Origin of the sequence: Acinetobacter sp. ANC 4173 (genome assembly GCF_004331255.1) — a bacterium.
GTDB lineage: Bacteria > Pseudomonadota > Gammaproteobacteria > Pseudomonadales > Moraxellaceae > Acinetobacter.
This window is the reverse complement of record NZ_SJOF01000021.1, coordinates 1-24,968: the sequence shown is the minus strand read 5'-3', so window position 1 is coordinate 24,968 and position 24,968 is coordinate 1. Positions and strand designations below refer to the sequence as shown.

General features: G+C 40.1%; 20 protein-coding genes and 2 pseudogenes. 14 read left to right on the top strand and 8 right to left on the bottom strand.

Going from position 1 to position 24,968, the window contains the following annotated elements; genetic code table 11:
* Positions 1 to 3 precede the first annotated feature (3 nt).
* The 11 genes from E0H94_RS17340 to E0H94_RS17290 all read left to right on the top strand — a co-directional run bounded on the left by E0H94_RS17340 (position 4) and on the right by E0H94_RS17290 (position 13,081).
* On the top strand, positions 4 to 1,206 hold the full coding sequence (locus tag E0H94_RS17340; RefSeq protein WP_131327629.1) for a 3-oxoadipyl-CoA thiolase: 1,203 nt from the start codon (positions 4 to 6) through the stop codon (positions 1,204 to 1,206).
* A gap of 12 nt (positions 1,207 to 1,218) precedes the next feature.
* A complete protein-coding gene (locus tag E0H94_RS17335; RefSeq protein WP_131327628.1) occupies positions 1,219 to 2,436 on the top strand; it encodes a CaiB/BaiF CoA transferase family protein in 1,218 nt (405 codons plus the stop codon).
* Between the two features lie 117 nt (positions 2,437 to 2,553).
* Positions 2,554 to 3,402 (top strand): IclR family transcriptional regulator, encoded by an 849-nt coding sequence (locus tag E0H94_RS17330; protein ID WP_131327627.1) that lies wholly within the window; start codon positions 2,554 to 2,556, stop codon positions 3,400 to 3,402.
* A 357-nt stretch (positions 3,403 to 3,759) separates the two neighbouring features.
* Positions 3,760 to 5,556 carry a sigma-54-dependent Fis family transcriptional regulator gene (locus E0H94_RS17325; RefSeq protein WP_131327626.1) on the top strand — a complete coding sequence of 599 codons (1,797 nt, stop codon included), beginning with the start codon at positions 3,760 to 3,762 and terminating at the stop codon, positions 5,554 to 5,556.
* Between the two features lie 411 nt (positions 5,557 to 5,967).
* A complete protein-coding gene (locus E0H94_RS17320) occupies positions 5,968 to 6,849 on the top strand; it encodes a transporter (protein ID WP_131327625.1) in 882 nt (293 codons plus the stop codon).
* 101 nt (positions 6,850 to 6,950) lie between these two features.
* Complete coding sequence (locus E0H94_RS17315) at positions 6,951 to 8,405, top strand: benzaldehyde dehydrogenase (protein WP_131327624.1); 1,455 nt, start codon at positions 6,951 to 6,953, stop codon at positions 8,403 to 8,405.
* 33 nt (positions 8,406 to 8,438) lie between these two features.
* Positions 8,439 to 9,554, top strand: a complete 1,116-nt coding sequence (locus E0H94_RS17310) for an NAD(P)-dependent alcohol dehydrogenase (protein WP_131327623.1) — start codon at positions 8,439 to 8,441, stop codon at positions 9,552 to 9,554.
* A 463-nt stretch (positions 9,555 to 10,017) separates the two neighbouring features.
* Positions 10,018 to 10,929, top strand: coding sequence for a LysR family transcriptional regulator (locus tag E0H94_RS17305; RefSeq protein WP_264757567.1), 912 nt, complete (start codon positions 10,018 to 10,020; stop codon positions 10,927 to 10,929).
* Between the two features lie 119 nt (positions 10,930 to 11,048).
* Positions 11,049 to 11,453 (top strand): DoxX family protein, encoded by a 405-nt coding sequence (locus tag E0H94_RS17300; protein ID WP_131327622.1) that lies wholly within the window; start codon positions 11,049 to 11,051, stop codon positions 11,451 to 11,453.
* A 61-nt stretch (positions 11,454 to 11,514) separates the two neighbouring features.
* A complete protein-coding gene (locus E0H94_RS17295; RefSeq protein ID WP_131327621.1) occupies positions 11,515 to 12,471 on the top strand; it encodes a glutathione S-transferase family protein in 957 nt (318 codons plus the stop codon).
* A 13-nt stretch (positions 12,472 to 12,484) separates the two neighbouring features.
* Entirely contained in the window at positions 12,485 to 13,081 is a 597-nt protein-coding gene (locus E0H94_RS17290) for an alpha/beta hydrolase (RefSeq protein ID WP_131327620.1), read from the top strand.
* Between the two features lie 345 nt (positions 13,082 to 13,426).
* On the opposite strand, the gene E0H94_RS17285 is transcribed toward E0H94_RS17290, so the two are convergent.
* Positions 13,427 to 14,518, bottom strand: a complete 1,092-nt coding sequence (locus E0H94_RS17285) for an NAD(P)-dependent alcohol dehydrogenase (RefSeq protein ID WP_131327619.1) — start codon at positions 14,516 to 14,518, stop codon at positions 13,427 to 13,429.
* Between the two features lie 73 nt (positions 14,519 to 14,591).
* Complete coding sequence (locus tag E0H94_RS17280; protein ID WP_131327618.1) at positions 14,592 to 16,040, bottom strand: aldehyde dehydrogenase family protein; 1,449 nt, start codon at positions 16,038 to 16,040, stop codon at positions 14,592 to 14,594.
* 169 nt (positions 16,041 to 16,209) lie between these two features.
* Here E0H94_RS17280 and E0H94_RS17275 point away from each other — a divergent pair, with 169 nt between their 5' ends.
* Positions 16,210 to 17,106: a LysR family transcriptional regulator gene (locus E0H94_RS17275; RefSeq protein ID WP_131327617.1), complete on the top strand. Its 897-nt coding sequence runs from the start codon at positions 16,210 to 16,212 to the stop codon at positions 17,104 to 17,106.
* 200 nt (positions 17,107 to 17,306) lie between these two features.
* Here the strand turns inward: E0H94_RS17275 and E0H94_RS17270 are convergent.
* The 3 genes and pseudogenes from E0H94_RS17270 to E0H94_RS17260 all read right to left on the bottom strand — a co-directional run bounded on the left by E0H94_RS17270 (position 17,307) and on the right by E0H94_RS17260 (position 20,177).
* A pseudogene (locus tag E0H94_RS17270) lies at positions 17,307 to 18,239 on the bottom strand (IS5 family transposase).
* Positions 18,240 to 18,326: 87 nt separating this feature from the next.
* Positions 18,327 to 18,662 (bottom strand): cupin domain-containing protein, encoded by a 336-nt coding sequence (locus E0H94_RS17265; protein ID WP_131327616.1) that lies wholly within the window; start codon positions 18,660 to 18,662, stop codon positions 18,327 to 18,329.
* Between the two features lie 144 nt (positions 18,663 to 18,806).
* The gene (locus tag E0H94_RS17260) at positions 18,807 to 20,177 is read right to left on the bottom strand and encodes an MFS transporter (protein ID WP_131327615.1); all 1,371 of its coding nucleotides are present in this window, start codon (positions 20,175 to 20,177) and stop codon (positions 18,807 to 18,809) included.
* 99 nt (positions 20,178 to 20,276) lie between these two features.
* Between E0H94_RS17260 and E0H94_RS17255 the strand changes: the two genes are divergently transcribed.
* Positions 20,277 to 21,140 (top strand): LysR family transcriptional regulator, encoded by an 864-nt coding sequence (locus tag E0H94_RS17255; protein ID WP_227548670.1) that lies wholly within the window; start codon positions 20,277 to 20,279, stop codon positions 21,138 to 21,140.
* A gap of 24 nt (positions 21,141 to 21,164) precedes the next feature.
* Here E0H94_RS17255 and E0H94_RS18800 read toward each other — a convergent pair whose 3' ends face one another.
* Both E0H94_RS18800 and E0H94_RS18795 read right to left on the bottom strand, forming a co-directional pair.
* Positions 21,165 to 21,344: a hypothetical protein gene (locus tag E0H94_RS18800; RefSeq protein ID WP_227548669.1), complete on the bottom strand. Its 180-nt coding sequence runs from the start codon at positions 21,342 to 21,344 to the stop codon at positions 21,165 to 21,167.
* A 165-nt stretch (positions 21,345 to 21,509) separates the two neighbouring features.
* Positions 21,510 to 21,821 (bottom strand): hypothetical protein, encoded by a 312-nt coding sequence (locus E0H94_RS18795; protein ID WP_227548668.1) that lies wholly within the window; start codon positions 21,819 to 21,821, stop codon positions 21,510 to 21,512.
* Positions 21,822 to 21,871: 50 nt separating this feature from the next.
* Here E0H94_RS18795 and E0H94_RS17245 point away from each other — a divergent pair.
* Positions 21,872 to 23,010 (top strand): annotated as a pseudogene (locus E0H94_RS17245) (IS3 family transposase).
* Positions 23,011 to 23,103: 93 nt separating this feature from the next.
* On the opposite strand, the gene E0H94_RS17240 reads toward E0H94_RS17245, so the two are convergent.
* Complete coding sequence (locus E0H94_RS17240) at positions 23,104 to 24,417, bottom strand: ATP-binding protein (protein WP_131327614.1); 1,314 nt, start codon at positions 24,415 to 24,417, stop codon at positions 23,104 to 23,106.
* Positions 24,418 to 24,968: the final 551 nt, after the last annotated feature.

The following is a 24,968-nucleotide window of genomic DNA, read 5'->3' as shown; positions in this document are numbered from 1 at the left end:
AATATGTTAAATGCATATATTTACGATGGTCTTCGTACTCCATTTGGTCGTCACGCTGGAGCCTTATCTTCGATTCGACCAGACAATCTGGCAGCACATGTGATTCAAGTACTGGTAGAAAAGAACCAGCTTCCAACTAATATCTTTGATGATGTAATTCTGGGCAATACCAATCAGGCCGGAGAGGATAGCCGTAATATTGCGCGTCATGCGACTTTGCTTGCAGGCCTAGATGTAAAAACCCCTGCACAGACCGTAAACCGCTTATGTGCATCTGGTCTTGCTGCAGTGATTGATGCTGCACGTGCGATTACTTGTGGTGAAGGTGAAGTGATTCTGGCAGGTGGTGTGGAATCCATGTCTCGCGCGCCATTTGTCTTTGCTAAATCTGAAACGCCTTTCAGCCGTGATTTTAAAGTCTTTGATTCAACCATCGGTGCACGTTTTCCAAACCCAGCGATTGAAAAGCAGTTCGGTGATGACACTATGCCTAAAACTGGCGATAACGTTGCGGTTGAATATGGTGTTACACGTGAAGATGCCGATCAATTTGCTGCAGCTTCTCAAGCCAAATATGAAGCCGCCAAACAATCCGATTTTTTTGCTGGTGAGATCGTCGGCGTTGAGGTTGCTCAAGGCCGAAAATTGCCACCAAAATTAGTTAAAACCGATGAACATCCACGTCCAAGTTCAGATTTTTCAGCTTTACAAAAGCTCAAGCCTTTATTTGAAGGTGGTGTAGTGACTGCGGGTAATGCATCAGGCGTGAATGATGGTGCAGCTGCCTTGATCATTGGTTCTGCTGAAGCTGAACAAAAACTGGGAATTAAGCCGATTGCCAAAATACTGTCTTCTGGTGTGGCAGGGATTGAACCACGTATTATGGGTGCTGGTCCGGTAGAGGCGATTAAACTTGCGTTAAAACGTGCCAACCTTAGTTTGGATGATATGGATATCATTGAAATCAACGAAGCCTTCGCCTCTCAAGTGTTGGCTTGTTTAAAAGGTTTGGACGTGGCTTTTGATGATCCACGAGTCAATCCGAATGGAGGTGCAATTGCACTGGGTCATCCATTGGGGGCTTCCGGTGCACGTTTGGCTTTAACTACAGCACGTGAATTACAGCGAAGTGGCAAAAAATATGCTGTCATTAGCCTGTGTATTGGTGTGGGACAAGGTCTCGCTATGGTGATTGAGCGCATATAAAAGGAAGATAGAATGAGTGCATTGGAAGGTATACGCGTACTGGATTTGAGCCGTGTACTGGCTGGTCCTTGGTGCGGCCAAATCCTAGCGGATTTAGGCGCAGAAGTGATTAAGGTCGAACGTCCTAAAACGGGTGATGATACCCGTTTGTGGGGACCGCCATGGATGAAGAATGACCAAGGTGAAGATACGGAGGAAGCAGCGTATTACCAGTCTGCGAACCGCAATAAACTTTCTATCGCGATCGATATTGCCACACCGGAAGGGCAAAAATTAGTTCGTACATTGGCAGTGGGATCAGATGTTTTAATTGAAAACTACAAAGCGGGTTCACTGAAAAAGTACGGTCTCGACTACGAGACTTTAAAGAAGATCAACCCAAAACTGGTGTACTGTTCGATCACTGGTTTTGGCCAAACCGGTCCACGTGCCTCAGAACCGGGTTATGATTTTATCATTCAGGGAATGGGTGGCTTGATGTCCGTTACGGGAGAGAAAGATGATCTTCCGGGCGGTGGGCCGCAAAAAGTGGGCGTGGCCTTTGCCGATTTGACGACTGGGCTTTATGCCACGATTGCAATTCAGGCGGCTCTTCTTAACCGTACTATGACTGGCTTAGGCCAATATATTGATATGGCTTTACTTGATGTACAGGTCGCAACGTTAGCGAATCAGGGTATGAATTATCTTGCTTCCAGTAAAGTTCCAGAACGTTATGGTAATGCACATGCGAACATTGTGCCTTATCAGGTATTCAAAGCCATCGATCAGGACTTTATTATCGCCTGTGGCAATGACAAGCAATTCGTTGCGTTATGTCAGGCCATTGGTTTGCCTGAGCTACCAAACGATCTGCGTTTCTTAAACAATGCGTTGCGAATTCAGCATCGTCAAGAAATGGATGAATTACTTGGAACCCATTTTAAAACCAATACTGCACGGCATTGGGTAGATTTGATTCACGCGGTTAAAGTTCCTGTGGGATTGATCAACAATTTACAGCAAGCATTTGAAGAACCTCAGGTGATTGCGCGTAATATGCTGGTTGAAATGAAGCATCCGTTAAAAGACAAGTTAACGGTGATTGGTTCCCCGATTAAACTGTCACGCACACCGGTGGAATATAAGAAAGCACCGCCGATGCTGGGTGAAAATACTGATGAAATCTTAAGCGGCATTCTGGATGCAGAGAAGATCGCTGAACTTAGGCAGAAGGGGATTATTGGATAAGATTAAAATATTGGGCAAAGCGCAGTCTGTCGAAGCCTCTCCTTTGCCCTAATTAAAATAAATGAACTATAATTTCCGCAGTGCGGAACAAAGTATACTTGATTAGACAGGAATAATATGACGAATAATTTGATTGATTCAGAACAGACAGAAAATCTTTTGATGCCATTACGTCACGAATTATTGAATCCGATTGAAGACATGCAGGATGAAAATGACCGTCAATATGTGACAGCATTGGCTAGAGGTTTAGAGCTTTTACGTTGTTTTACTCCAAAATATCAACATCTGGGCAATCAGGAACTATCCCAGATGACAGGATTGCCAAAAGCGACTATCACACGTTTAACCCATACGCTGTCACGCTTGGGATATATCAAGCAAGTACCGAATTCGAATAAATTCCAATTGTCATCGGGTGTGCTTTCTTTTGGCTATTCGATGCTAGCGAATGTTTCTATTCGATCGATTGCCCATCCGCATATGCAGGAATTGGCGGATTATGCTGGTGCTGCGGTTGCCATGGCCACGCGTGATCGTCTAAATATGATCTATCTAGATGTGGTACAGGGCAAGGGTAATGTCACGATGCGTCGTCCAGTCGGGACTTACTTACCAATCCATTTAAGTGCTATGGGAAGAGCATGTCTCGCAGCTATACCTGCTGATGAGCGTGATTTTCTGTTAAATGCTATACGGGAAAGGAATAAAGAAGACTGGATTAAAATTAATCGAGATTTAGACAAAGCATTTAAAGACTACCAAGATTACGGCTGCTGTTTTTCGATCGGTGAATGGCAAAAAGATGTGAACTCAGTAGCGGTGCCTTTGTTGCATGAACAGCATGGGCTACTGGTATTCAATTGTGGTGGCCCAAGTTTTGTATTAAGCCGTGAGAATCTGGAAGAGGATATTGCACCAAGATTAATTTTGATGGTAAATAACATAAAAGCCGAAATTGGCTAAGCTTTTTAAAGCTCTAAAATGTATTTTCTCTTCGTGAAGAGGGAGATTTAGAGTGCAATTCTAGATTATTGCATTCTAACTACGAAATCATCTGCGCTGGTTTGATCTCAATACTGAATGGTATGTTCAGTCAGAATCAAACTTATACCGATACAGCTACTCAATACTATCTGATAATCAAAGTTTTATTTCGATTATCTTTAGATCTAGTTTTAGGTTTTGTTTAAAGTCTCATTCTACTTCATAGATTAAATTTGAAACCGTTAGATTAAACTATGATTTGCAGACGACAGAAATATGTTGATATTTTTACTATTTATTAATTTATCTTATTTTTGAATGATCAAGGATATACACATGGACGGTTTATCTGAAATATCTTGGAAGAATATAAAATACAATTTTTACCTCAGTGGAGAACTGCCAGAAGTAGTACAGCGAGACTCTCCCATATTGCAGGCTTGGGAAAGTGCCAAAAAAGCAGGCTTAAGCCCTTTTTCTCAACTGACTTCTTTATATGATTTTCAAATTGATCCTCTTTCGGGAGAGGACATGAAACTTGCGGCAATGGCCGACGTGGTTTTGAATGATATTTGGCAGCTTTTTGGACAGCAGGATGTCTGCGTATTTTTGATTAATCATCAGCTTAAAATTATTTCAGAAAGACATAATCCTGATTTAGATCGGCAGTATCACTTTTTACGCACTGGTCGTGTGATTGATCCCTCCATATTTGGTGCCATTGCGCCAACGTGCAGTGTTTTATCGAAACAGCCCATGATTATGACCGGGCACCAACATTATTTGGATGAATTTGCGAGTTATTCTTGTGCCTCGGTGCCGATCTTTAATGGCGCAGGTGTGGTTCTTGGTGCTTTAGATATTACCTCTCCGAAAGGTTTATTGGCCAGTAACTGGCTTCGGCATTTGCTTTATCAGAGTTACATCTTAGAAAATAAAATTATCCATGCCGCGTTGCAAGCTGGGCAACGCGTACTTTATTTCCAACATTCTAAAGACTTACTGGAGAATGCTTATACAGGAATGATCGTGCTTGATATGCATGGAAAAATTATTAAATCCAATCAAATGGCATTAAAGCTGCTCAATTGCGATATAGAGCAGTTGTTAAACCAAACAATGCATGAGTTCTTTTTCACAGAAACTTTTAGCCAACTAGATTCAAGTGATTCATTTTTAATTCAAAGTCATGATCATGCTTTCTTTTATGCCAAATTCAGTCAGTTGAATATCGGTGCGTTAAATTATTCGAAGCAGTTGATATCGAACAATAATTTGAATCAAGCACTGAAAGCTTTAAAAGCCGATATTCCTGTTCTTATTACAGGAGAAACTGGCACAGGCAAAGATCATTTTGCTCAACAGTTACATCAGTTGCTTGACCCTGCTTTACCCTTTATTTCGATTAATTGTGGTGCAATTCCAGATCATTTACTCGAATCTGAATTATTTGGTTATGAGGGTGGAGCATTTACAGGTGCGAAGAAACAAGGGGAAAAAGGGCTGATAGAACTTGCGGATCAAGGGATTCTCTTTCTTGATGAGATTGGTGATTTACCGTTGCATTTACAAGTTAAAATTTTAAGAGTTTTACAGGATCAGCAGTTCTATCGCGTGGGTGGGCGTAAGCCTATTCAATCGGCTTTCAAGTTAGTCTGTGCTACGCATCAGGATCTAAAATCTAAAATTGAGCAGCAGTTATTTCGTCGCGATTTGTATTATCGAATCTGTGGGTTTCAAGTACATTTAGCCCCCTTGCGTTTACGCCAAGATAAACAAGAGGTCTTGCATAAGATTCTGGATCAGTTTGGGGTGCAACAGTGGTCTGAAAAAGTGGAGCAACAATTTAATGCTTATCCTTGGTCTGGCAATATACGTGAACTGATTCATATTGTTCGATTATCGGCTGCATTTAATGACGATGAGGTTCTGAATCAGTTGCATCTCCCTGATGATCAGTTGAGCCCTCTAAATCAGAATCAGTCGATACTGGGTTTAGAAAATAATAATTTGAATGCAATGACTAAGCACATGGTTATGCAGGTACTGCAAGAGGAAAATGGCAATATTGCGCGGACTGCGAAGCGCTTAAATATTTCCAGAACAACGGTTTATAAATACATCAGCAGTTAGCGTGTGTTCTTGATGATTGGGTTCAGTTACTGGCGAAATTTTTTGCAGCTAAGGTTAGTGCATGCGCATTCAAATATTAGATTTTGAGAGTTGTGTATGTTGTGTCTGTATGGTGCAAAGAGTTGCGTTGAATAATTTTCAAATAGTGCTCTGATCAGGACTGTCCAGTAATTGGACAGTCCTTTTTTGTTTTGTCTGGATTATGGACAGCATGTATTTTAATAAAATTATAAGTTATTGATTCCTAAATATTAAAAAGTTGGCATGTAAGCTGCAATCATTGTCTTGCTCATCCTCAATGGAGAAGGATGCTCAATGTTCTGGGTAATTTTGTAGGGCTAGGAATGCCTTCGAAACCTTTAAAAAATGAGATGAGTGATTAAGGACAATTTGAATAAAAGGGAACATGTTATGCATTTTAGGAAGCGAAATGCGTTAATTCTGATGTTAAGTGGTTTTCTGGCTCAGCAGAGTTATGCGATAGATGTGAATGTAGGGGATTACACCGCTTTACCCAAAGGAACAAATGTAGGTGTGTTCTATTACCAACATAGTGAAATGGATGGCTATTATCAAAATGGGCATAAAATTGATGCTGACTCTACCTCCGATATTGGTATCGCACGTTTTATTCATTTCACCGATATTGGGGGGATACGTGCAGATCCTCAAATTATTTTGCCATTTGGATCCGTCCGAAACACCCAAATTGGGGGAGCACATTTAAATGATGCCTCGGGTTTTGCAGATCCGATCATTGCGTCTTCATTTTGGTTGATCAATCAACCTGAGAAGGGGGCATCAGGGCGTTACTTTGCTTTAACTCCATTAATTACATTGCCCTTAGGTAGCTATGATAAGCATGATGCTGTGAATTTGGGTGAAAACCGATTCAAGTATGATTTGCAAATGGCATGGGTACAGCCACTGTATGGGAAATTGGGTTTAGAGCTTTATCAAGATTTCATTTGGTATGGTGACAATGATGAAGCTGGTGATGGTCATCAAACCTTGTCGCAAGACACCAGTTATCAAACACAAATTAATTTACGTTACGACTTGAATGCAAAACAAAGAGTGGCTTTGGGCTATGCCGCGAATTATGGCGGTGAGCAAAGTTTAGATGGTATTCATCTAGATCAAGATATGGAAAGGCAGCAACTCAGATTCGAGTTTCAACAAATGCTGAATGCCAAAACGCAATTGAGCACACAGTTGGTTTCAGATACACAGGTCGAAAGCGGATTAAAAAAAGATTTGGGACTGAATTTGCGACTGCTTTACATTTTTTAATTCAAAGTAAGCGCTATGCCTACACATCCAATGCTTGAATTTTGCAACGATGAAAATGCAAAGATGTGTGAGCCAAATAAATCCACCAACAAGAGGTACTTATGTCGATATTAATAAAAGAAATTTGGGATAAAAAACTATTCAACGGTTCATGGCAGTCAGCTCAGCAGACTTACAACGTGGTGGAAGTGGCTACGGGTCAAGGACTGGGTGAAATTGGTTATGCTTCCGCGCAAGATGTGGTGGAGGCAGCCCAACAAGCCAAGATTGCACAGCAGCAATGGTGGGCAATGAGCTATCAAGAACGCCAAGGCGTATTTGAACGAGCCGTGCAATTGCTTACAGAAAATCAAGCGGAAGTGATTGAGTGGTTGGTTAAAGAAAGTGGTTCCTTGCAGCTCAAAGCGGGCTTTGAAGTGAGCATTGCAATTCAAGTGCTTAAACATTGTATAGCTTTGCCTGCCGCAGATCAGGGCACATTATTGCCTACCCAAAATGGAAAATTAAGTATTGCTAAACGTGTGCCTTTGGGGGTGGTCGGGGTCATTTCACCGTTCAATTTCCCCTTATATTTAGCCTTACGTGCTGTAGCACCCGCCTTGGCATTGGGTAATGCTGTTGTTCTTAAGCCTGACGAACGCACGGCAGTGTGTAGTGGTTATGCGATTGCACGAATTTTTGAATTAGCAGGTTTACCAAAGGGATTGTTACATGTATTGCCAGGTGGTGCGGAAGTGGGTGAAGCACTAACTCTAGATCGCAATATTGCCAGTATTCAATTCACAGGTTCGACGCATGTCGGTCGAATTGTTGGGGCAAATGCGGCAAAAACGTTGAAGAAAGTGTCATTAGAGTTAGGCGGTAAGAACTCACTGATTATTTTAGACGATGCCGATATAGAACTTGCCGCTGAAAACATTGCTTGGGGTGCATTTTTACACTCGGGTCAAATTTGTATGACTTCAGGGAAAATCTTAATTCATCAAAAGATTTATGCACAAGTTAAACAGCGTGTCATTGAAAAGGTGAAGAATTTTGTTGTGGGCAACCCTTGCGACAGCAATGTCACGATTGGACCGCTCATTAATGCTAAGCAAGCACAACGGGTAGAGCAATTGGTTAATGCCGCAGTTTCTGAAGGCGCGAAATTGGAAATTGGCGGACGTGCAGATGGCGTGTTTTTTGAACCGACTGTCCTTGCAGATGTCACGTCTAATAACTCGATTTTCACTGAAGAAATTTTTGGACCTGTTGCTGTACTGATTCCTTTTGACACAGATGCAGAAGCCGTTGAGTTGGCCAATGAGGGCGACTATGGACTTTCAGCGGGAATTATTACCGCCAATATTGGGCGTGGCATGCAGCTTGGCGCACAGTTGAAAGTTGGCTTGTTACATATCAATGATCAAACCGTGAATGATGAAACCGTTAATCCATTTGGAGGCTTTGGTGCATCAGGGAACGGCACACGTATTGGGGGACCTGCCAATGTGGATGAGTTTACCCAATGGCAATGGATGACTGTACAGGCTCAAGCGCCACATTATCCTTTTTAATTTATAAAATCGTTTATTACAGGAAGTAATTACATGAGTGAAATGAAAGATATCGTTGCTGCCGTAACAGCATGTAAGGGCGCAGATTTTGAATTGCAGCCTTTAAAAATTCGCCAACCGCAAGGTGATGAAGTTTTGGTGAAGGTTGTTGCGACAGGTATGTGTCATACCGACTTAATTGTGCGTGATCAATATTATCCAGTGCCTTTGCCTGCGGTACTTGGGCACGAAGGTGCGGGTATTGTCGAGGCAATTGGACCGAATGTCACGGATCTTCAAGTGGGAGATCATGTGGTGCTCAGTTATGGTTACTGTGGCAAATGTACGCAGTGTAATACGGGCAATCCAGCCTATTGTTCAGAATTTTTTGGACGAAACTTTAGTGGTGCAGATTTAGAAGGGAACAGTGCAATTTGTACGCATGATCATGGTGTGGTACATGACCATTTCTTTGCACAGTCTTCTTTTGCAACCTATGCCTTAAGTCGTGAGAATAATGCGGTTAAGGTGACCAAAGATGTACCAATTGAATTACTTGGTCCTTTAGGTTGTGGTATTCAAACAGGGGCTGGTGCATGTATTAATGCCCTTAAAGTCACACCTGCCAGTAGTTTTGTGACATGGGGTGCGGGTGCTGTTGGTTTAAGTGCCTTACTTGCAGCAAAGGTCTGCGGTGCATCTACCATCATTGCTGTTGATATTGTTGAATCACGTTTAGAGTTAGCCGAGCAGTTAGGTGCAACGCATGTCATTAACAGTAAAACTCAAGATCCAGTAGCGGCAATTAAAGAAATAACGGGTGGAGGAATTAATTTCGCTCTGGAATCGACAGGACGACCTGAAATATTGAAACAAGGTATTGATGCGCTGGGTATTTTAGGCAAGATCGCCGTGGTTGGGGCACCGCCTTTAGGAACCATAGCTCAATTTGATGTCAATGATTTATTGCTCGGTGGCAAAACGATTTTGGGAGTGGTTGAAGGCAGCGGAGCACCTAAAAAATTTATTCCTGAACTGGTGAAGCTCTATCAACAAGGCAAATTCCCGTTTGATAAACTTGTGAAATTCTATCCATTTGATGAAATCAATCAAGCTGCGATAGATAGTCATAAGGGCATTACGCTCAAACCTATTATTAAAATCGCTTAAAACATAAAGGCATGATCATTCGTGATCATGTCTTCTTCTGAATAATATAAATGCAGTCAAATGAAGCCAATGACTGCTGTTTTTCGATCAGTGAATAGCAAAAAAATGTGAACTTTTCTTGCGTGATCAGCATGGGCTCCTGATATTCAATTATGGTGGCTCAAGTTATGTATTAAGCCGTGAGGAACGGGAAGAAGATATTTCGCCAAGATTATTTTGATGCTTAATAATATAAAAGCAGAAATTGGTTACAATTCACAATTTATGAGTTGAGCAAACATATCTAGTTATTTTAACCGATCTCATTCAATTATATTTTCATATAAGGCTAAACTAGTTTTTTCTGCTATTGTGTACTTCTATGCATAAATAACATGCTAATTTTGTCTAGAAGAATGGTAATAGCTCATAATTTTTATAAATATATTATATATTTATAAAAATTACATCTGAAAAATAAAATATGGATCGATTAGAATGCAATCGAATGTTGATTGCCGTGATTGAACAGGGCAGCTTTGCAAAAGCAGCAGAGCATCGTTTTACCAGTGTTGCACAAGCCTCCAAGTTAATTGCTCGTTTGGAAAATGAATTGGGTGTGCAATTGTTGCATCGTTCGACACGTTCATTACGAACTACTGAAATTGGTCAGGCGTATTATATTCAAGTGAAACAGCTCATGGCTGAATTTGATGAGCTTGAAGTCAGTGTAAAAAATCAATCACGCACACCAAGTGGTCGAATCAAAATCAGTGTTCCAAATTCATTTGGAGTAAATCAATTAAGTCACGCGCTTGTTGAGTTTGCCCAGCGATATCCTGAAATTGAGCTGGATGTAAGTTTTACAGATCGACTGGTAAACGTTATTGATGAAGGTTTTGATCTAGCAATACGTATTGGACTTTTAAAAGATAGTAACCTAATTGCTCGACATTTATTGGATATACAAATTTTACTTGTAGCGGCCCCCAACTATTTACAACAGGTACAATCACCGGAAAAACCTGAGGATTTATTAAAGCATCAATGTATTATTGATCGTAATTTTAAAGAACCTGAATTGTGGCGTTTTTCTTCAACAGAACAACCCCAGCTAGAAGAAACTGTACAGTTAGAAGGCAGAGTTAACTTTGCAAACACTGAAGCTTGTCATATTGCGGCTTTAGCAGGACTAGGTGTTTGTAGAATCCCTGCATTTATTTGTAGTCAATCGCTTAAATCGAAACAGCTTATTCCACTTATGCCAAATTATTATATTAAAAGTAGTGGTTTATATGCAATGTATCCACCATCACGTCACTTAGCCAATAAGGTAAGAAGCTTAATCGATTTCTTAAAAGACTATTATCAGAACCGTTCAGAATGGGATTTCTAATAAAAATGAGAGAATAATTTCCATAATGGAAATAATATTTTGCCATATATGGTATTAATCAACAAATCAAAAATAATTATATTGTTTCTATAACGACATCAGTGTTGAAGGAAATGATTATGAATACAGCACCAACAGCTCCTTATGCTGCTTTGCTATTACGCATTAGCTTAGCCATTCTATTTTTTGCCCATGCAGGCCTGAAATTCTTTGTGTATACCCCGACTGGTACAGCACAATTTTTTGAATCTGTTGGCGTTCCTGGTTGGATGGCTTATATCACTATCACATGGGAATTCTTAGGTGCTATTGCATTATTAATTGGTTTTAAACCGCGACTTGCTGCACTAGCCCTGATTCCTGTTTTACTTGGTACAATTTTTACAGTACATGGTGTATCAGGCTTTTGGTTTACCAATCCAAATGGCGGTTGGGAATATCCTGCATTCTGGATTATAGGTTTAATTAGCTTGGCTTTAATTGGTGATGGAGCACTTCATCTAAAATCTTCTTTTAAGTCTTAAATTTAATTTAAGTGCAGTATCTTGAGATGCTGTGCTTTTGCATTAAAAGGGTTAAAAAATCATGTTAGTAAATGGACAGTGGGTCGAAAATTGGCAACCCGTACAAGCTGTTGATGATGAAGGTGGGTTTGTTCGTCAGATCTCAAGTTTTAGAAACTGGATCACAGTTGATGGTCAGGCTGGTCCAACAGGCGAAGGTGGTTTTAAAGCCGAAAAAGGACGTTACCATTTATATGTTGCATTGATTTGTCCTTGGGCATCTCGGACGCTAATAGCACTTGCACTTAAAGGACTAACCGATATTATTTCAGTGTCTGTTGTAGAGCCTCAGTTGAGTGATTTTGGTTGGCGTTTTGGGGATTCATTTGATGCAAATCATGATGAGATCAACAATAAACAATATCTTCATGAAATTTACACTATGGCCGACTCAAATTTTACAGGTAGAGCAACTGTACCTGTGCTTTGGGATAAAAAACGGCAAACCATTGTAAATAATGAATCGGCAGATATTATTCGTATGTTGAACTCTGACTTTTCACATTTCGCTCAAACTGATTATGACTTGTATCCAGAAAGCTTGCAGAATGATATAGACAGACTCAATCAACAAATTTATCAAAAGCTCAATAATGGTGTTTATCGTGCTGGATTTGCAACAACGCAAATTGCCTATGAACATGCAGTTGGTGACGTATTCTCAATGCTAGATCAGCTTGAAGAACGCTTGTCAAAATGTCGATATTTATTTGGTGATGTCTTTACCGAATCGGATATCCGTTTGTTTGTGACCCTTATTCGTTTTGATATCGCATATCATTGTTTATTTAAGTGTAATCTAAAAAAATTGAGTGATTACTCATCATTAAGCCGTTATGTGCAAGACATTCTGCATATTCCTGGTGTGGCAAATACAGTCAATTTTGAACATATTAAACAGGGATATTATTCCATCAGATCATTAAATCCTTTAGGTATTGTTCCTTTAGGTCCTGAAATAAAATTTGAATTATCTTGATAAGGTGCAAATTATGCATATTAAACTGGTTATTTTCATACATGGTGTAGGTAGTAATGGAAAGGATTTACTCCCTATTGGGGAATATTTTCAGAGATATCAGCCTGAATTGGAAATTTCATCACCCAATGCACCCTTTCCATTTATGAATAGTAATGAGGCATTTCAGTGGTTTAGTGTTGCAGGTGTAACAGTAGAAAATCGCTTGGAACGTATAGAGCAAGCACGTCCTGCTTTTGATCAGACCATCCAACAAATTTTAGAACAGCATCAATTACAAAATCAGCTAGATCAGGTGGTATTTTGTGGATTCTCACAAGGTACTATCATGGCATTAGATGCTGTTGTAACAGGACGTTGGCCTGTTGCTGGTGTGATTGGTTTTTCTGGTCGTTTAGCGACACCAATTCAAAATGATTTAATCACTAAACCTAAAATTTTATTATTGCATGGCCAAAATGACACTGTAATACCTGTCACTGAATCTCTACAGGCTCAACAGTTTCTAACACAGGCTGGATTTAATAGCACATTGCATACCATTGATGGGTTGGGACATTCTATTAATCTAGAGGAATTAGAACAATGTACTAATTTTTTCAAAAAATAGGTACATATAGAAATTGAACTGTTTTTGCTCAACTAGATTTGTGATGTACAAATCTAGTTTAGTTAAAAATGAAAAAATTATAATTACAGCAGCTATTTCCAAGTAAATACAGCTTATTCATAAGCATCATTCTTTATTAGTTTTTGCCTAACATGAAGGTGTCTATAAATATGGGAACTATTCGATAAATAAAATTTTTGGTTGCTTAGAATAGGTTGAAAATTGATAGTGATTGATCTTGAGAGTGTCATGTTTTTTTAGATTATTTTTATTTATATGTTAGAATTTTTCTTGAGATAAGCATTAGAAATAATGCTTATCTACCTAAATTATGAAATAATTGAATTATCCATCGATTACAACAATCGGTTTAATGGTGATTCCTGATTTAGAATCCTCAAATGCTTGGTTAATATCGCTAAAATCATAAAATTTCACCAATTTATCAAAAGGAAATTTCCCTTCTTTATAATATTGAATGATTTTAGGTATATGTATTTGTGGTGTAGAGTCACCTTGTATGGTCCCTACAATCGTTTTACCTTCCATCAAGATATCATTGGTAAAATTTAAAGTCACATCTCCACCCATACCTACAATTGAGATTTTTCCTGCGACTCTTAATGCATCTATGGCATTTTTAATAACAAGAGGGACGCCAGTCGTTTCAATTGCATAATGAACACCACCATCTGTGATCTTTTTGATTTCTTCCACTACATTGGAATTTTTACTATTAATCGCATGAGTAGCACCAAGCTCTTTGGCTATCTCTAGACGATTTTCATGGATATCTACAACAATAATATGCTTAAGCCCCAAAAGGTTTGCCGCCATTACTGCACTTAGTCCGACAGCACCAGAACCATAAATTGCTATAGATGTTCCTGGTTCAGGATGCAGACTATTCATCACTGTGCCACTGCCAGTTTGAATCCCACAACCCAAAGGTCCTAATAGTTTTAAATCAACATCTTTATCCACTTTCACAACATTATGCTTATTCGCTACCGCATAGGTGGCAAAAGATGACTGACCAAAAAATGTCGAATAATCCTGACCATCTTTATGCAATCGATAGGTGCGATCCTGAAGTTTTCCACCAAAATTGAGCTCAACGGTACGTATACATAAATTGTGATGTCCTGTAAGACATTGCGAGCAAGCATTACAATATGAGTAAGATAAAACCACATGGTCACCGACAGTGACATTCGCAACACTAGAACCTACTTTCTCAACAACACCTGCACCTTCATGCCCTAATACTGCTGGAAATGGGGCACCATTTCCTTTAATCGACTCTGCATCTGTGTGACAAATACCTGATGCGATGATTCTGATGAGTACTTCGTCTTCTTTGGGTTCATCAATTTCAATTTCTTCAATCACCAATGGATAATTTTTTTCTTTTGCAAGTGCAGCTTTAATTTTCATACATTTTTCCTTAAATGTAGCTGTTATCTCGCTGAATGCTCGATAACAGCATGTTGTAGATATAATTAAAATATTAGTTAATCAATCGAATTGAATGCGGCTCTAGATAAGATTTCAATGTTTCGTTAATATCTAATTCACGTCCAATACCACTTTGCTTGATACCACCGAATGGCATACCAAGTTGTAGAGAATCAAAACTATGACTATTAATAAATGTGCTGCCTGCCTCAATCTTCTGCGCAATTTCATAGGCACGTTCAATGTTGTCAGACCAAACTGAAGAACATAAACCTTGCTCATTATCATTGGCATATGCAATCGCTTGTTCCACTGAGTCATAACCAATCAATGGGATAATCGGTCCGAATTGTTCTTGTTGAACAATTTCTAAGGAGTTATCTAGAGTTTTCACAACGTGCGGTAAAACGTAGTATCCCTTATCCCATTGTTCTGGATTCAGTTTTTGCCCTAACTCACGTACTTCACATTGATCCGATGCTTTTGCATTTTCAATAAATTTCTGCACGATTGACCACTGTTTTTTATTGTTGAGTGGCCCAAAATTTGCGTCAGCATTTAAGCCATGCCCAACTTTGTATTTATCTACTTCTTCACATATAAGATCAAAAAAATGATCAAGCTTATCTTTCGGTACATAAACACGTTTCACGGCAAAACAGATTTGTCCGCTACGGGTAAATACACCTTTTAATAATTTTGGAAGAATCGCTTTAAAATCGGAGTCATCTAAAATAATCGCAGCGTCATTTCCACCTAATTCAAGTGTGACATCTTTAATCGATTGTGCTGCACTAGCCATAACGGCTGCACCTGTTGCAGTACCACCCGTAAATGCAACTTTACGTACGAGCGGATGGCTGGTCATAAGATTGCCTACATCTGCATCACCATGCACAACATTAATCACACCTTTAGGGAAGATTGCTGCAATTTTTGCTAACAATTGGGTTAATGCTAATGCCGCAAAAGGAGAGGGCTTTAACACTACGGTATTACCCGCCAATAAGAGTGGTCCAAGTTTCATCATGGTCAACACAATAGGCATATTCCAAGGAACAATCGCTGAGATAACGCCTTTAGGCTTTTTGTGAATACGAATCCAACCGTTTTCTTCTGATATTTCTTTTGGAACCAAGAAGTCGTCTGGAGCTTGAGCATACATACTCATCACACCGGATCCTAAGTAAAAATCAGTTTCTGCTTCCCACAGCATACCGCCATGTTCAGAAACTAGTAGTTCCTTTAAATTATCTTTTTCTTGAAAAATGAGCTCAGATGCTTTTTTTAACAGTTCTTGTCTTTCAGCAATTGGTGTGTCTTTCCATGTTTGAAAAGCTTTATGAGCCGCCTCAATTGCATTATTGACATCATCGAGGCTGGTATTGCTAATCGTTCCGATTTGCTGGGTGGAATTTCCCGGATCATACACAGGTTGAATCTGGTCGGAAGGAAGTAAGAACTCTCCGTTTATAAAACCAGTGATTTGAACTTGTGACATATGTGTTTCTCCTTGAAAGCACTCAGATCCATTCTGTAGTGTATCGATAGATTTAATATCTAGAAATTCAAAAAATATGTATCTGATATTTTGAATTTAGATAATAATAATCACATTAATGGAGATAAAGTAAGCTATTTTGAGAGCTTATATTTCATAGGGTGAAAGTATGAGTGCCTACGATAAAGTAAGTGATTTGGAATTTTTTTTAAAAATTGTAGAAGCAGGTTCATTAACACGTGCTGCAATACTGATGGAAAGTTCTTTACCTTCAATGAGTCGTCGTTTGTCTCAGTTAGAGCTACGCTTAGGGGTGAAACTGATTGACCGCAATGCGAGACGTTTCAAATTGACAGAAAAAGGAGAATTTTTTTTAGAAAACACCCAACAAATTGTTTCATTGATTGATAAGATGGAAAAAAATTTACAAGGTGAACAAGAGTTTTTGACAGGTCGTCTAAGAATCGCTTGCTTGAATCAATTTGGAAAACAATATTTAGCTGGATGGATTGCAGAGTTTAATCAACTCTACCCCCATCTGAAGATTGAATTACTCTTGTCCGATTCTAAAGTAGATTTAATAGAACAAGAACTTGATTTTTCTTTCCAAATTGAAGTTCCGCTAGAACTTGATTATTGTGCAGTACCTTTAATCGAAGGAAAAAAAATATATTGTGCCTCTCCTGAATACTTGGAGAAATTTGGCATACCCCTTAATCCTTATGCTTTAAGAGACCATCGTTGTCTATGTCTCATCAGAAATCGTCATACTTTTAATGATTGGCCATTTATAGATAATGGGAAAAATTTGAACATTAAAGTCCCCCCATACTTATCCAGTGATAGTAGTGAAATAGTGCATAATTGGGTATTAAATGGTCTCGGGATTGCTTATAAATTAAACTGGGATATTGAAAAAGATCTTGCTTCTGGTGTAATTATTGAATGCTTGGAAGCATTTAATCCGTTGCATAAAAATTTATATTTAGTGTATGTGACTAATAATCACCCACAATTAAAACACACTTATTTCATTGAATTTATTAAAAATAAAATAAAAAAGTAACTTAATCATACCATCAACTTTAAATTTCAATCATAAAAATTAGGCAGTATGAGTTGGCTTAATTACATAAATATTTAAAAGTTAAAGGTAAGCGTCCGCTGAACCCCATCGCTATTTTTTAATTTGGGCTGGGTTTCCAGCGGTGCGGGGCTTTGTTGCATAAAGCCTTTGAAGGTAAAGTTTTCCTAAGTTGCTTAAATTTAGGTTGCAACTTGGGTATGAGGTCGGCCTAATTCTGTAAATTTATTTAACACAGCTATACGTGCATGGACTTCATTGACCTGACTGTTAAAACTCCTTGCACTGAGTTTATCGCCCAATAGTTTGATGCAATGCATCTTGGTTTCGACCAAACTACGTCGATGATAACCAGACCACTTTTTCCAAAGTGTTCTTCCTAGACGCTTAACTGTTTTCAATAATTCATTTCTCTCTAAAGATCCCAATTTCTTATCTTTCCACGGCCTTACATTTTTTCTGGGCGGAATCACTGCATGTGCTTGCCGATCTGCAATGACCTGTCGGCATTGTTTCGTGTCATATGCTCAATCCGTATAGACAGAATCAATACATTCATCAGATGGGATTTGATTCAACAGAACATCCAAGACTTGTGAATCACTGACATTATTTGTTGTGAGCTGTAAAGCTCGTATTTGCAAGGTTTTAGCATCTATACCAATATGTAGTTTACGCCATTGCCGACGATATTCAGGCTGATGTTTCTTGCGTTTCCACTCACCTTCACCTAAAAACTTAAGGCCAGTTGAGTCTATCAATAGATGTAATCCTTCATGACTTTTTTGATAGCTGATCGCAATATCAATCTGCTTTTGTCGTCGGCAAAGTGTGGAATAATCCGGTGCTGTCCAACTTAACCCACTGAGTTGAATTAGGCTTTGCACAAAACCTGTGACCATACGCAAAGAAAGTCGAAAGAAAGATTTGATCATCAAACAGCACTGAATTGCTGTATCAGAATAGGTTTGATTTCTTCCATGCTTAGCTTGTGGCTGAGCATACCATTGTGTTTTGGGATCAAACCAAATGGTAATATTCCCACGATTAATGAGAGCTCGGTTGTATGTGGGCCAATTGGTTGTACGATAGATTTTGGATGCAGATTTCTTCATCTGGAAATTATATTGATGAAGAAGCCTTTAAGGATAGCTTTGTGCAACAAAGCCAAAGCATACTATAAGAGTATGCTTTAGGTAAGATTAATAATTATAGGGTTTTGAAAGCGCCTGTCCTTCAACTCCTGCATAAGCAATAATTACTTCGACTGGTTCGTCGGTGGTAAAACCACGATGTATATCATCAACAGATTCGTTAAACGCCTCACCCGCTGTAAATTTCCGACTTTTGCCCGTCTCTTTGTCTTCAATCGTTAGCGACCCGAAAATAATATAGGCAACATTAGGCATCGGGTGGGTGTGCCAGGGCAGTGTTGTATTCGCCTCAAAGTGCATTTTCATGACAGTTAAATGCGGTTTACCTTCCGGATATTTTTCGTAAATTTTACCGTTCCTTGCGCTCCCACTACTTACCAGCACGTCAGATTTTCAAAATCAGATGTTTGGTCGGTTTGTTCTTTAGAATGAGTAGACATAAATCGCTCCATATTTGCGTTAAACTTCATCACATATTACAAAAAGTTGTCAGAATACCTGAAATATATACATTGCATAGCAACCCTGTCAGGCTTTGGCTGGGACTTCATCCTTACGCAATACCAGAACATTAACGCCTATACACATCACTAAACAAAACGCAGAGACCCACATCCCATACGCCATACCGGTTGAAAATGAATGTAGATCACTTTGGGCAATCATGGCACCAAACAGACCCACACCAATAACGCCACCAATTTGTCTTGCAGATGCCATCAGACCAGAAGCCATTCCCGCGTCGTCCTGAGATACTGAAGAGAGCATCGAATTGGTAATGGAAGGTACAGACATTGCACTACCAATACCGATCAACATGAGAGTGCCGTTCAGGAACCACAGAGAGCTGGACTCGGTTAACTGTGACAACAAAATAAAACCGATTATCTGAACACCAAAGCCAGTATTGATGATCCGGATATCGCTGACTTTTTTTGCAACTTTTGTCGAAACCATTGTAGAAATGGTCAACACAGCCGTTAATGGAATAAAAGATAGTCCCGTTTTGATCGAATCGTAATGAAGAATGCTCTGGAAATAGATGCTCAGGTCAAAGACTGTGCCATAAAAGGTGAGATTGATTACCGCACCACAGAGCGCTGTAGTAGCTAAAATTTTATTTTTAGCCAGGCGCGGGGGCAGCATAGGGGACGCAACGCGTCTTTGAACCTGGATGAACAGCACTAAAAATATCGCTGCAACGGTCATCATGACTACAGGCCCCCAGGACCATCCTTCAGAGCTTGACTGAGTTAATCCATAGGTCAATGCCGTAATGCTTACCGCAATCGTTCCCTGGCCTAATCCATCGACTTTTTTATCTACCCGTGGCGATGGCGGAGCTGAACGCAAAATCAGGTAAATCGCGAGTAAGCCCAGTGGTACATTAACGAGGAATACGCTGCGCCAACCGAAATACTGAATTAAAACGCCGCCAAAAACAGGCCCCACAGCTAAGGCTATTCCCCCGCAGGCTCCCCAAGTTGCTACTGCGGTTCTTCGCATGCCCGGGTCGGTAAATGACAGTCTGATCAGTGTCAGTGAAGTAGGCACAAGCAGAGCTGCCCCCATCCCCTGGACTCCTCTCAGAGCAATGAGAACAGACAGGCTATTGGCAAGGCCACACCCGATAGAACCCACTGTAAATAAGGCAAATCCCCAGGTAAAAATGTTTCTCGCCCCGAATTTATCCCCAAAAGTCCCACCAATAATCAGCAACGCCGCAAACACCAGTGCGTAGCTGTTAATTACCCACTGAAGACCTGTGAGGTTGGTATTGAAGGCATTTTTAAGGGAGCCTAAGCCAACATTGACTACGCTCACATCGAGTTGAACCACGAGGAAACCCATACAGGTGGCGAGCTGTATGGCTATCAAAGAAGGAGTATATTTTGACATTATGTCTATCCAGCAATCAAAAAACTGATTTAATGATAGAGCTTGCCATGGCATGTATAAATACTAGAATATGCACACTACCCATGCAAAAGTGCATACATGATGAACTGGGAAAATCTTCGTTTTTTTGTTGCCATAGCGAGATCAGGTACGCTTTCAGGGGCTGCCAAGGCCCTGGATGTTGACCAGGCAACGGTGAGCCGCCGTCTGATGTTACTTGAGGCTGAACTTGGGTTGAAACTTATCGAGCGACTCCCGCGTGAGGCAAGGTTGACGGCACAAGGAAAAATTATTCTTGCAGAGGCCCTTGAGATAGAAGCCTGTACATTCAAAATAAAGCGTCTGTCAGTCGCGAATAATGCAAAAAGAGAGAAGGTGACCATTTCAGCGCCACCTGTTCTTGCCAAACATTTATTTGCCACTAACATGTTGATATTCTCTCAGGAGCTTCCCGGGGTTCTTATATCGATATTGAGTGATGTGCACTTTGTTTCTCTGTCCAGACTTGAGGCAGACCTTGCCGTCAGATTATCCCCTGGAACTCAAGACTCGGATATAATCAAGAAAATCGGGAAGATGGATTTTGCTCTTTATGCTGCAAGTAGTTACTGCCACCGTGAAAAACCCGAATGCTGGGAATTTATAGCCTATCCCGAACGTGTAACCAACTTTGAACATAAACAATGGCTGGATAAAATAATTGGTGATAAGCGCGTTTTATGTGAAATGGCGGATCTCAGTCATCAGTATGAAACTGTTTGTTCAGGGGTGGGGGTTGCAGGGTTGCCATGCTTCCTTGCAGACAGGGATAAGCGTCTGGTGAAGCTCGAGGTAGATGAATCTATGCTCAGTCTTGATATTTGGATAGCAAAGCACCCGGATCGTCGTAGTGATCCTTTAGTGGTGCACGCTTCAAACGTCATATCTATGATACTGAAAAAGGTTGGGTTAGGATTGAAATAAGAAACTGTTCAAACTTTGAAGCTTTTATTTACCTCGGATTGTTAGCTCCCGAATATACGCCACCGTTCCCGACTCAAGCCATACGCCCACACCACCACGCTGGTTTGATCCAAGCTTTAGGTCATTGATGATTAAAGCCGGCTTATCAGAATGATTCAGATAGAGCACTGCGCGTTGTCCTTTTACATCAATCCGCATATGCATCCAGCGAGCTAATTCCAGTTCAGCATAGGTTTCATATTTCTCAGGTGACTCACGTCTGAGACGATCAAATCGATAATCCGGGTATGCTACATACTGAACGCTGTGGTTGCGTCTCAGTTGGTCATCAGCCAGGCTGTTTGTCGGCCTGAGATAAATACTTTCAAACTAGTCTGACTGATCAATAGGAAAAGTCAGACCAATAAATCCTCTCGCGTAAGCCGGGGCCTCAGCAACAAGTTCGCTGGCAAGCCAGAGTTCAATTTCTCCGTCACAAAAATTAAGCGGCAGCCATGCCATAAAGTTCCTGTCCGTCAAGATTTCTTTTTCCGGATCCTGGATAGCTTCCCGCGGCATTGTCCTTCGGATAGCCGACCAACACTGGTAGATGCAGCTTTCCAGACTGACACCGGACAGGATGAAATCCTCCGGTTGTGAAAACGTCTGTATAAATGATGGCATGGTGTAATGGACTGCCACCACTCTCCTAGACAAATATCGTCTATTCTTTTTGCATAGGAGAGAACATTATGAGAGGACAACGATATACCCCAGAATTTAAAGATGAAGCTGTTAAATTGATTACTGAACGTGGATATTCTGTCACTGATGTGGCAGAACGTTTGGGTGTATCACAGCACAGCATTTATAAATGGCTAAAGGCGTTACAATCTTTACGCAACAACCCTGATGAACATGAACTACTTGAGGCAAAGAAAGAAATTCTGCGCCTTAAAAGTCAGCTTAAGCAAACGGAAGAAGAACGGGATATCTTAAAAAAGGCCGCAAGGTACTTTGCAAGCCTGCCTGAGTAAAGTATCAGTTTATCCTTGAATACAGCCATCAATTTAAGATTAAAACGATGTGTCGGGTTCTTAAGATTGCGCGTGCTGGCTATTACGCCTGGTTGCATGAACCTGAATCATGCAGAACGATTGAAGATAAGCGGTTATTACAACTGATCCGGTCTTCTTATGAGGCCAGTTATGGTATCTATGGTTATCGTCGCATCACGCTGGATCTTAAAGAGTTAGGTGAAAGCTGCGGGCCTAATCGTGTGCTGAAGATCATGAAGAACAACTGCATTGCAGCTGTTCGAGGATATAAAAAGCATAAGAGTTATGGCTGTGGTCGTCCTCAAATCGTTCCACCCAACCATTTAAATCGAGAGTTTGTTGTAAACACACCTGATACCTCTTGGGTGACTGATATTACCTACATCCGCACATGGCAAGGCTGGTTATATCTGGCTGTGGTTCTTGATTTATATTCAAGGAAAGTGATCGGTTGGTCAATGAAACCCACGCTTGCTAAGGATATCGTTTTGGATGCACTTCTCATGGCCGTGTGGCGACGCAGGCCAAATGAGTCTGTGATCATACATTCAGATCAAGGCTCACAATACAGCAGCGGAGACTGGCAGAAATTCTGTCAGAAGCATAATTTAGTTCCAAGTATGAGTCGTCGCGGAAACTGCTGGGACAATGCCGTTGCTGAATCCTTTTTTAGCAGCTTGAAGAAGGAAAGAATTAAAAAGAGGATCTATAAAACTCGAGAAATGGCCCGTGCAGATGTGTTTGATTATATCGAGATGTTTTACAATCGAATCAGGCGTCATTCGCATCTCGATGGGATGAGTCCAGAAGCCTTTGAAGCAGCTTCAAAATGAGGCTGTCTCATGTCTAGGATACTGGGAGCAGTCCATATTACCAGTAACATAACTCTGGTTAGGCCTGACTCGCTTGGAATATGAAAGAAGCAATCACAGCCTCAAGGGCAAATACTGTGTGTAGTACAAGGGCATTACTATATTGGTTTGTTCTAGCTCTGAAGAACCTTGTGTTCCAGTTAATTTGAATGTTTTGCTTGGTGCGCACTTTTCAATATAGGACGTTAATGATTTAGCACGTGTGCGTTTACCACTTTTGACTTCGACTGGGACGATATCTCCTTCATCAGTTGCCAGAATAAATTCAATTTCAGCGCGGGCATCATTCCATGAGTAACTAGGGTCCACATTGATGGCGGTGAGTTCTTGCTGAACAAAGTTTTCTGCCACATATCCCTTGTACTCATAGCTTTGTCGTTTGATCTCTTTATAACTACTACCCAGCATATGATTGAGCAGCCCCACATCAAATAGAAACAGTTTGACCATATTCTCTTTTTTATAGGCTGCTAGCGGTGATTTAGGTTGCCCTTCAATGGGATAGTTCGCTAAGGCCAAACGACAACATTTTAACCAATGGATTGCGGTTTCAAAATCGCTATAACGAGACTTACGCTCATGAACATTTTTGAATTTGAAGCGCTTAACGGACTCATCGGAAACCTGCGATAATTGTGATGGAATGCTATTAAATACAGATTCAATTAGTTTCGCATCGACCTTACCCGCGTATTTACCAAAGTCACGTCGATAACCTTCGACTAAATCTGCATGAATTTTAGAGACTTTTTCAACACGTTCTAAAATGCTCGACTCTTTATATTGATACCAAGAAGCAACTGCTTCAGGCAGTCCTCCAGTAAAAAAATAGTCCGTCAGTTTGTCCATTAATTTAGAATGTACTGCCGGAGTGTTTATTTGGCTATCAAAGGCCTTAATTAGAGCCTGTTCCCCAGAAGCATAAATAAATTCTTGGAAGCTTAATGGACGTAAATTGTATTGTTCTACCTTACCAACAGGAAAGGTGTTTAACAAACCAATGTTCGAGCCACTGGCAGCTACAAAATAGGATGGCGCTTTTTCGGCAAAATATTTTAATGAGGTAACTGCACGTTCACATTCGCCAATCTCATCTAAGATCAGCAGATCAGTTTCTGGGTTAAACACTTGGTTTGTCAGCAGCTCAATGTTCATCAATAGTTCTTCAGGTGACAGGGAGCCATCGAATGCTTTTTTGTAAGTTGGATTTTCAAGAAAGTCGATACGAAGGATGTTGGTAAAGGTATTGCCAAACAATTCTTGTAGCAAGAATGTTTTACCTGTTTGCCTGGCACCATCGATCAATAATGGCTTACGCAAGGGTTTATTTTTCCATGCCATTAAAGCCTTAAGTAAGGTACGCTGCATCATCCTGTCCTATTTGTAATCAAGTCAACTGTTTAATATTATATCTTTCTTTAACACTTTTATGCGCATATAAATGAAATATTTAACACTTTAATGCGCATTAAAATGTAAATAATTTTTCTTAAGGCGCAGAAAATCAATCAATCACTTAATGACAAACCACCCCTTGGATAAGTAGGGAGGGGGAGGTGATTTATACGACTAATAACACTAAATCAAAAGAAAATGGAAGAATAATTTTTTAAGTTATTGTTTTTACATAGTGGTTTAGTTTTTATTAAAAATAATAAAAATTTGATTGAGAGTTTTTACCTTAAATTTATTGATCGAAAAATTCATTTAGACGTTATAGATACATGAATTGAAAAGTTTGGATGGATTAGCAAGAGTTCTTTTTATCACGTTTAGATTGATCATGAATGTGGCTTAAAAACAGGGGCTGTTGATAATGATTAGTTTTAAACACTACTTGCACATGCGGAAGAAATATGCGACGGTTCTGCTGACGGTTCTGCTGACGGTTCTGCTGACGGTTCTGCTGACGGTTCTGC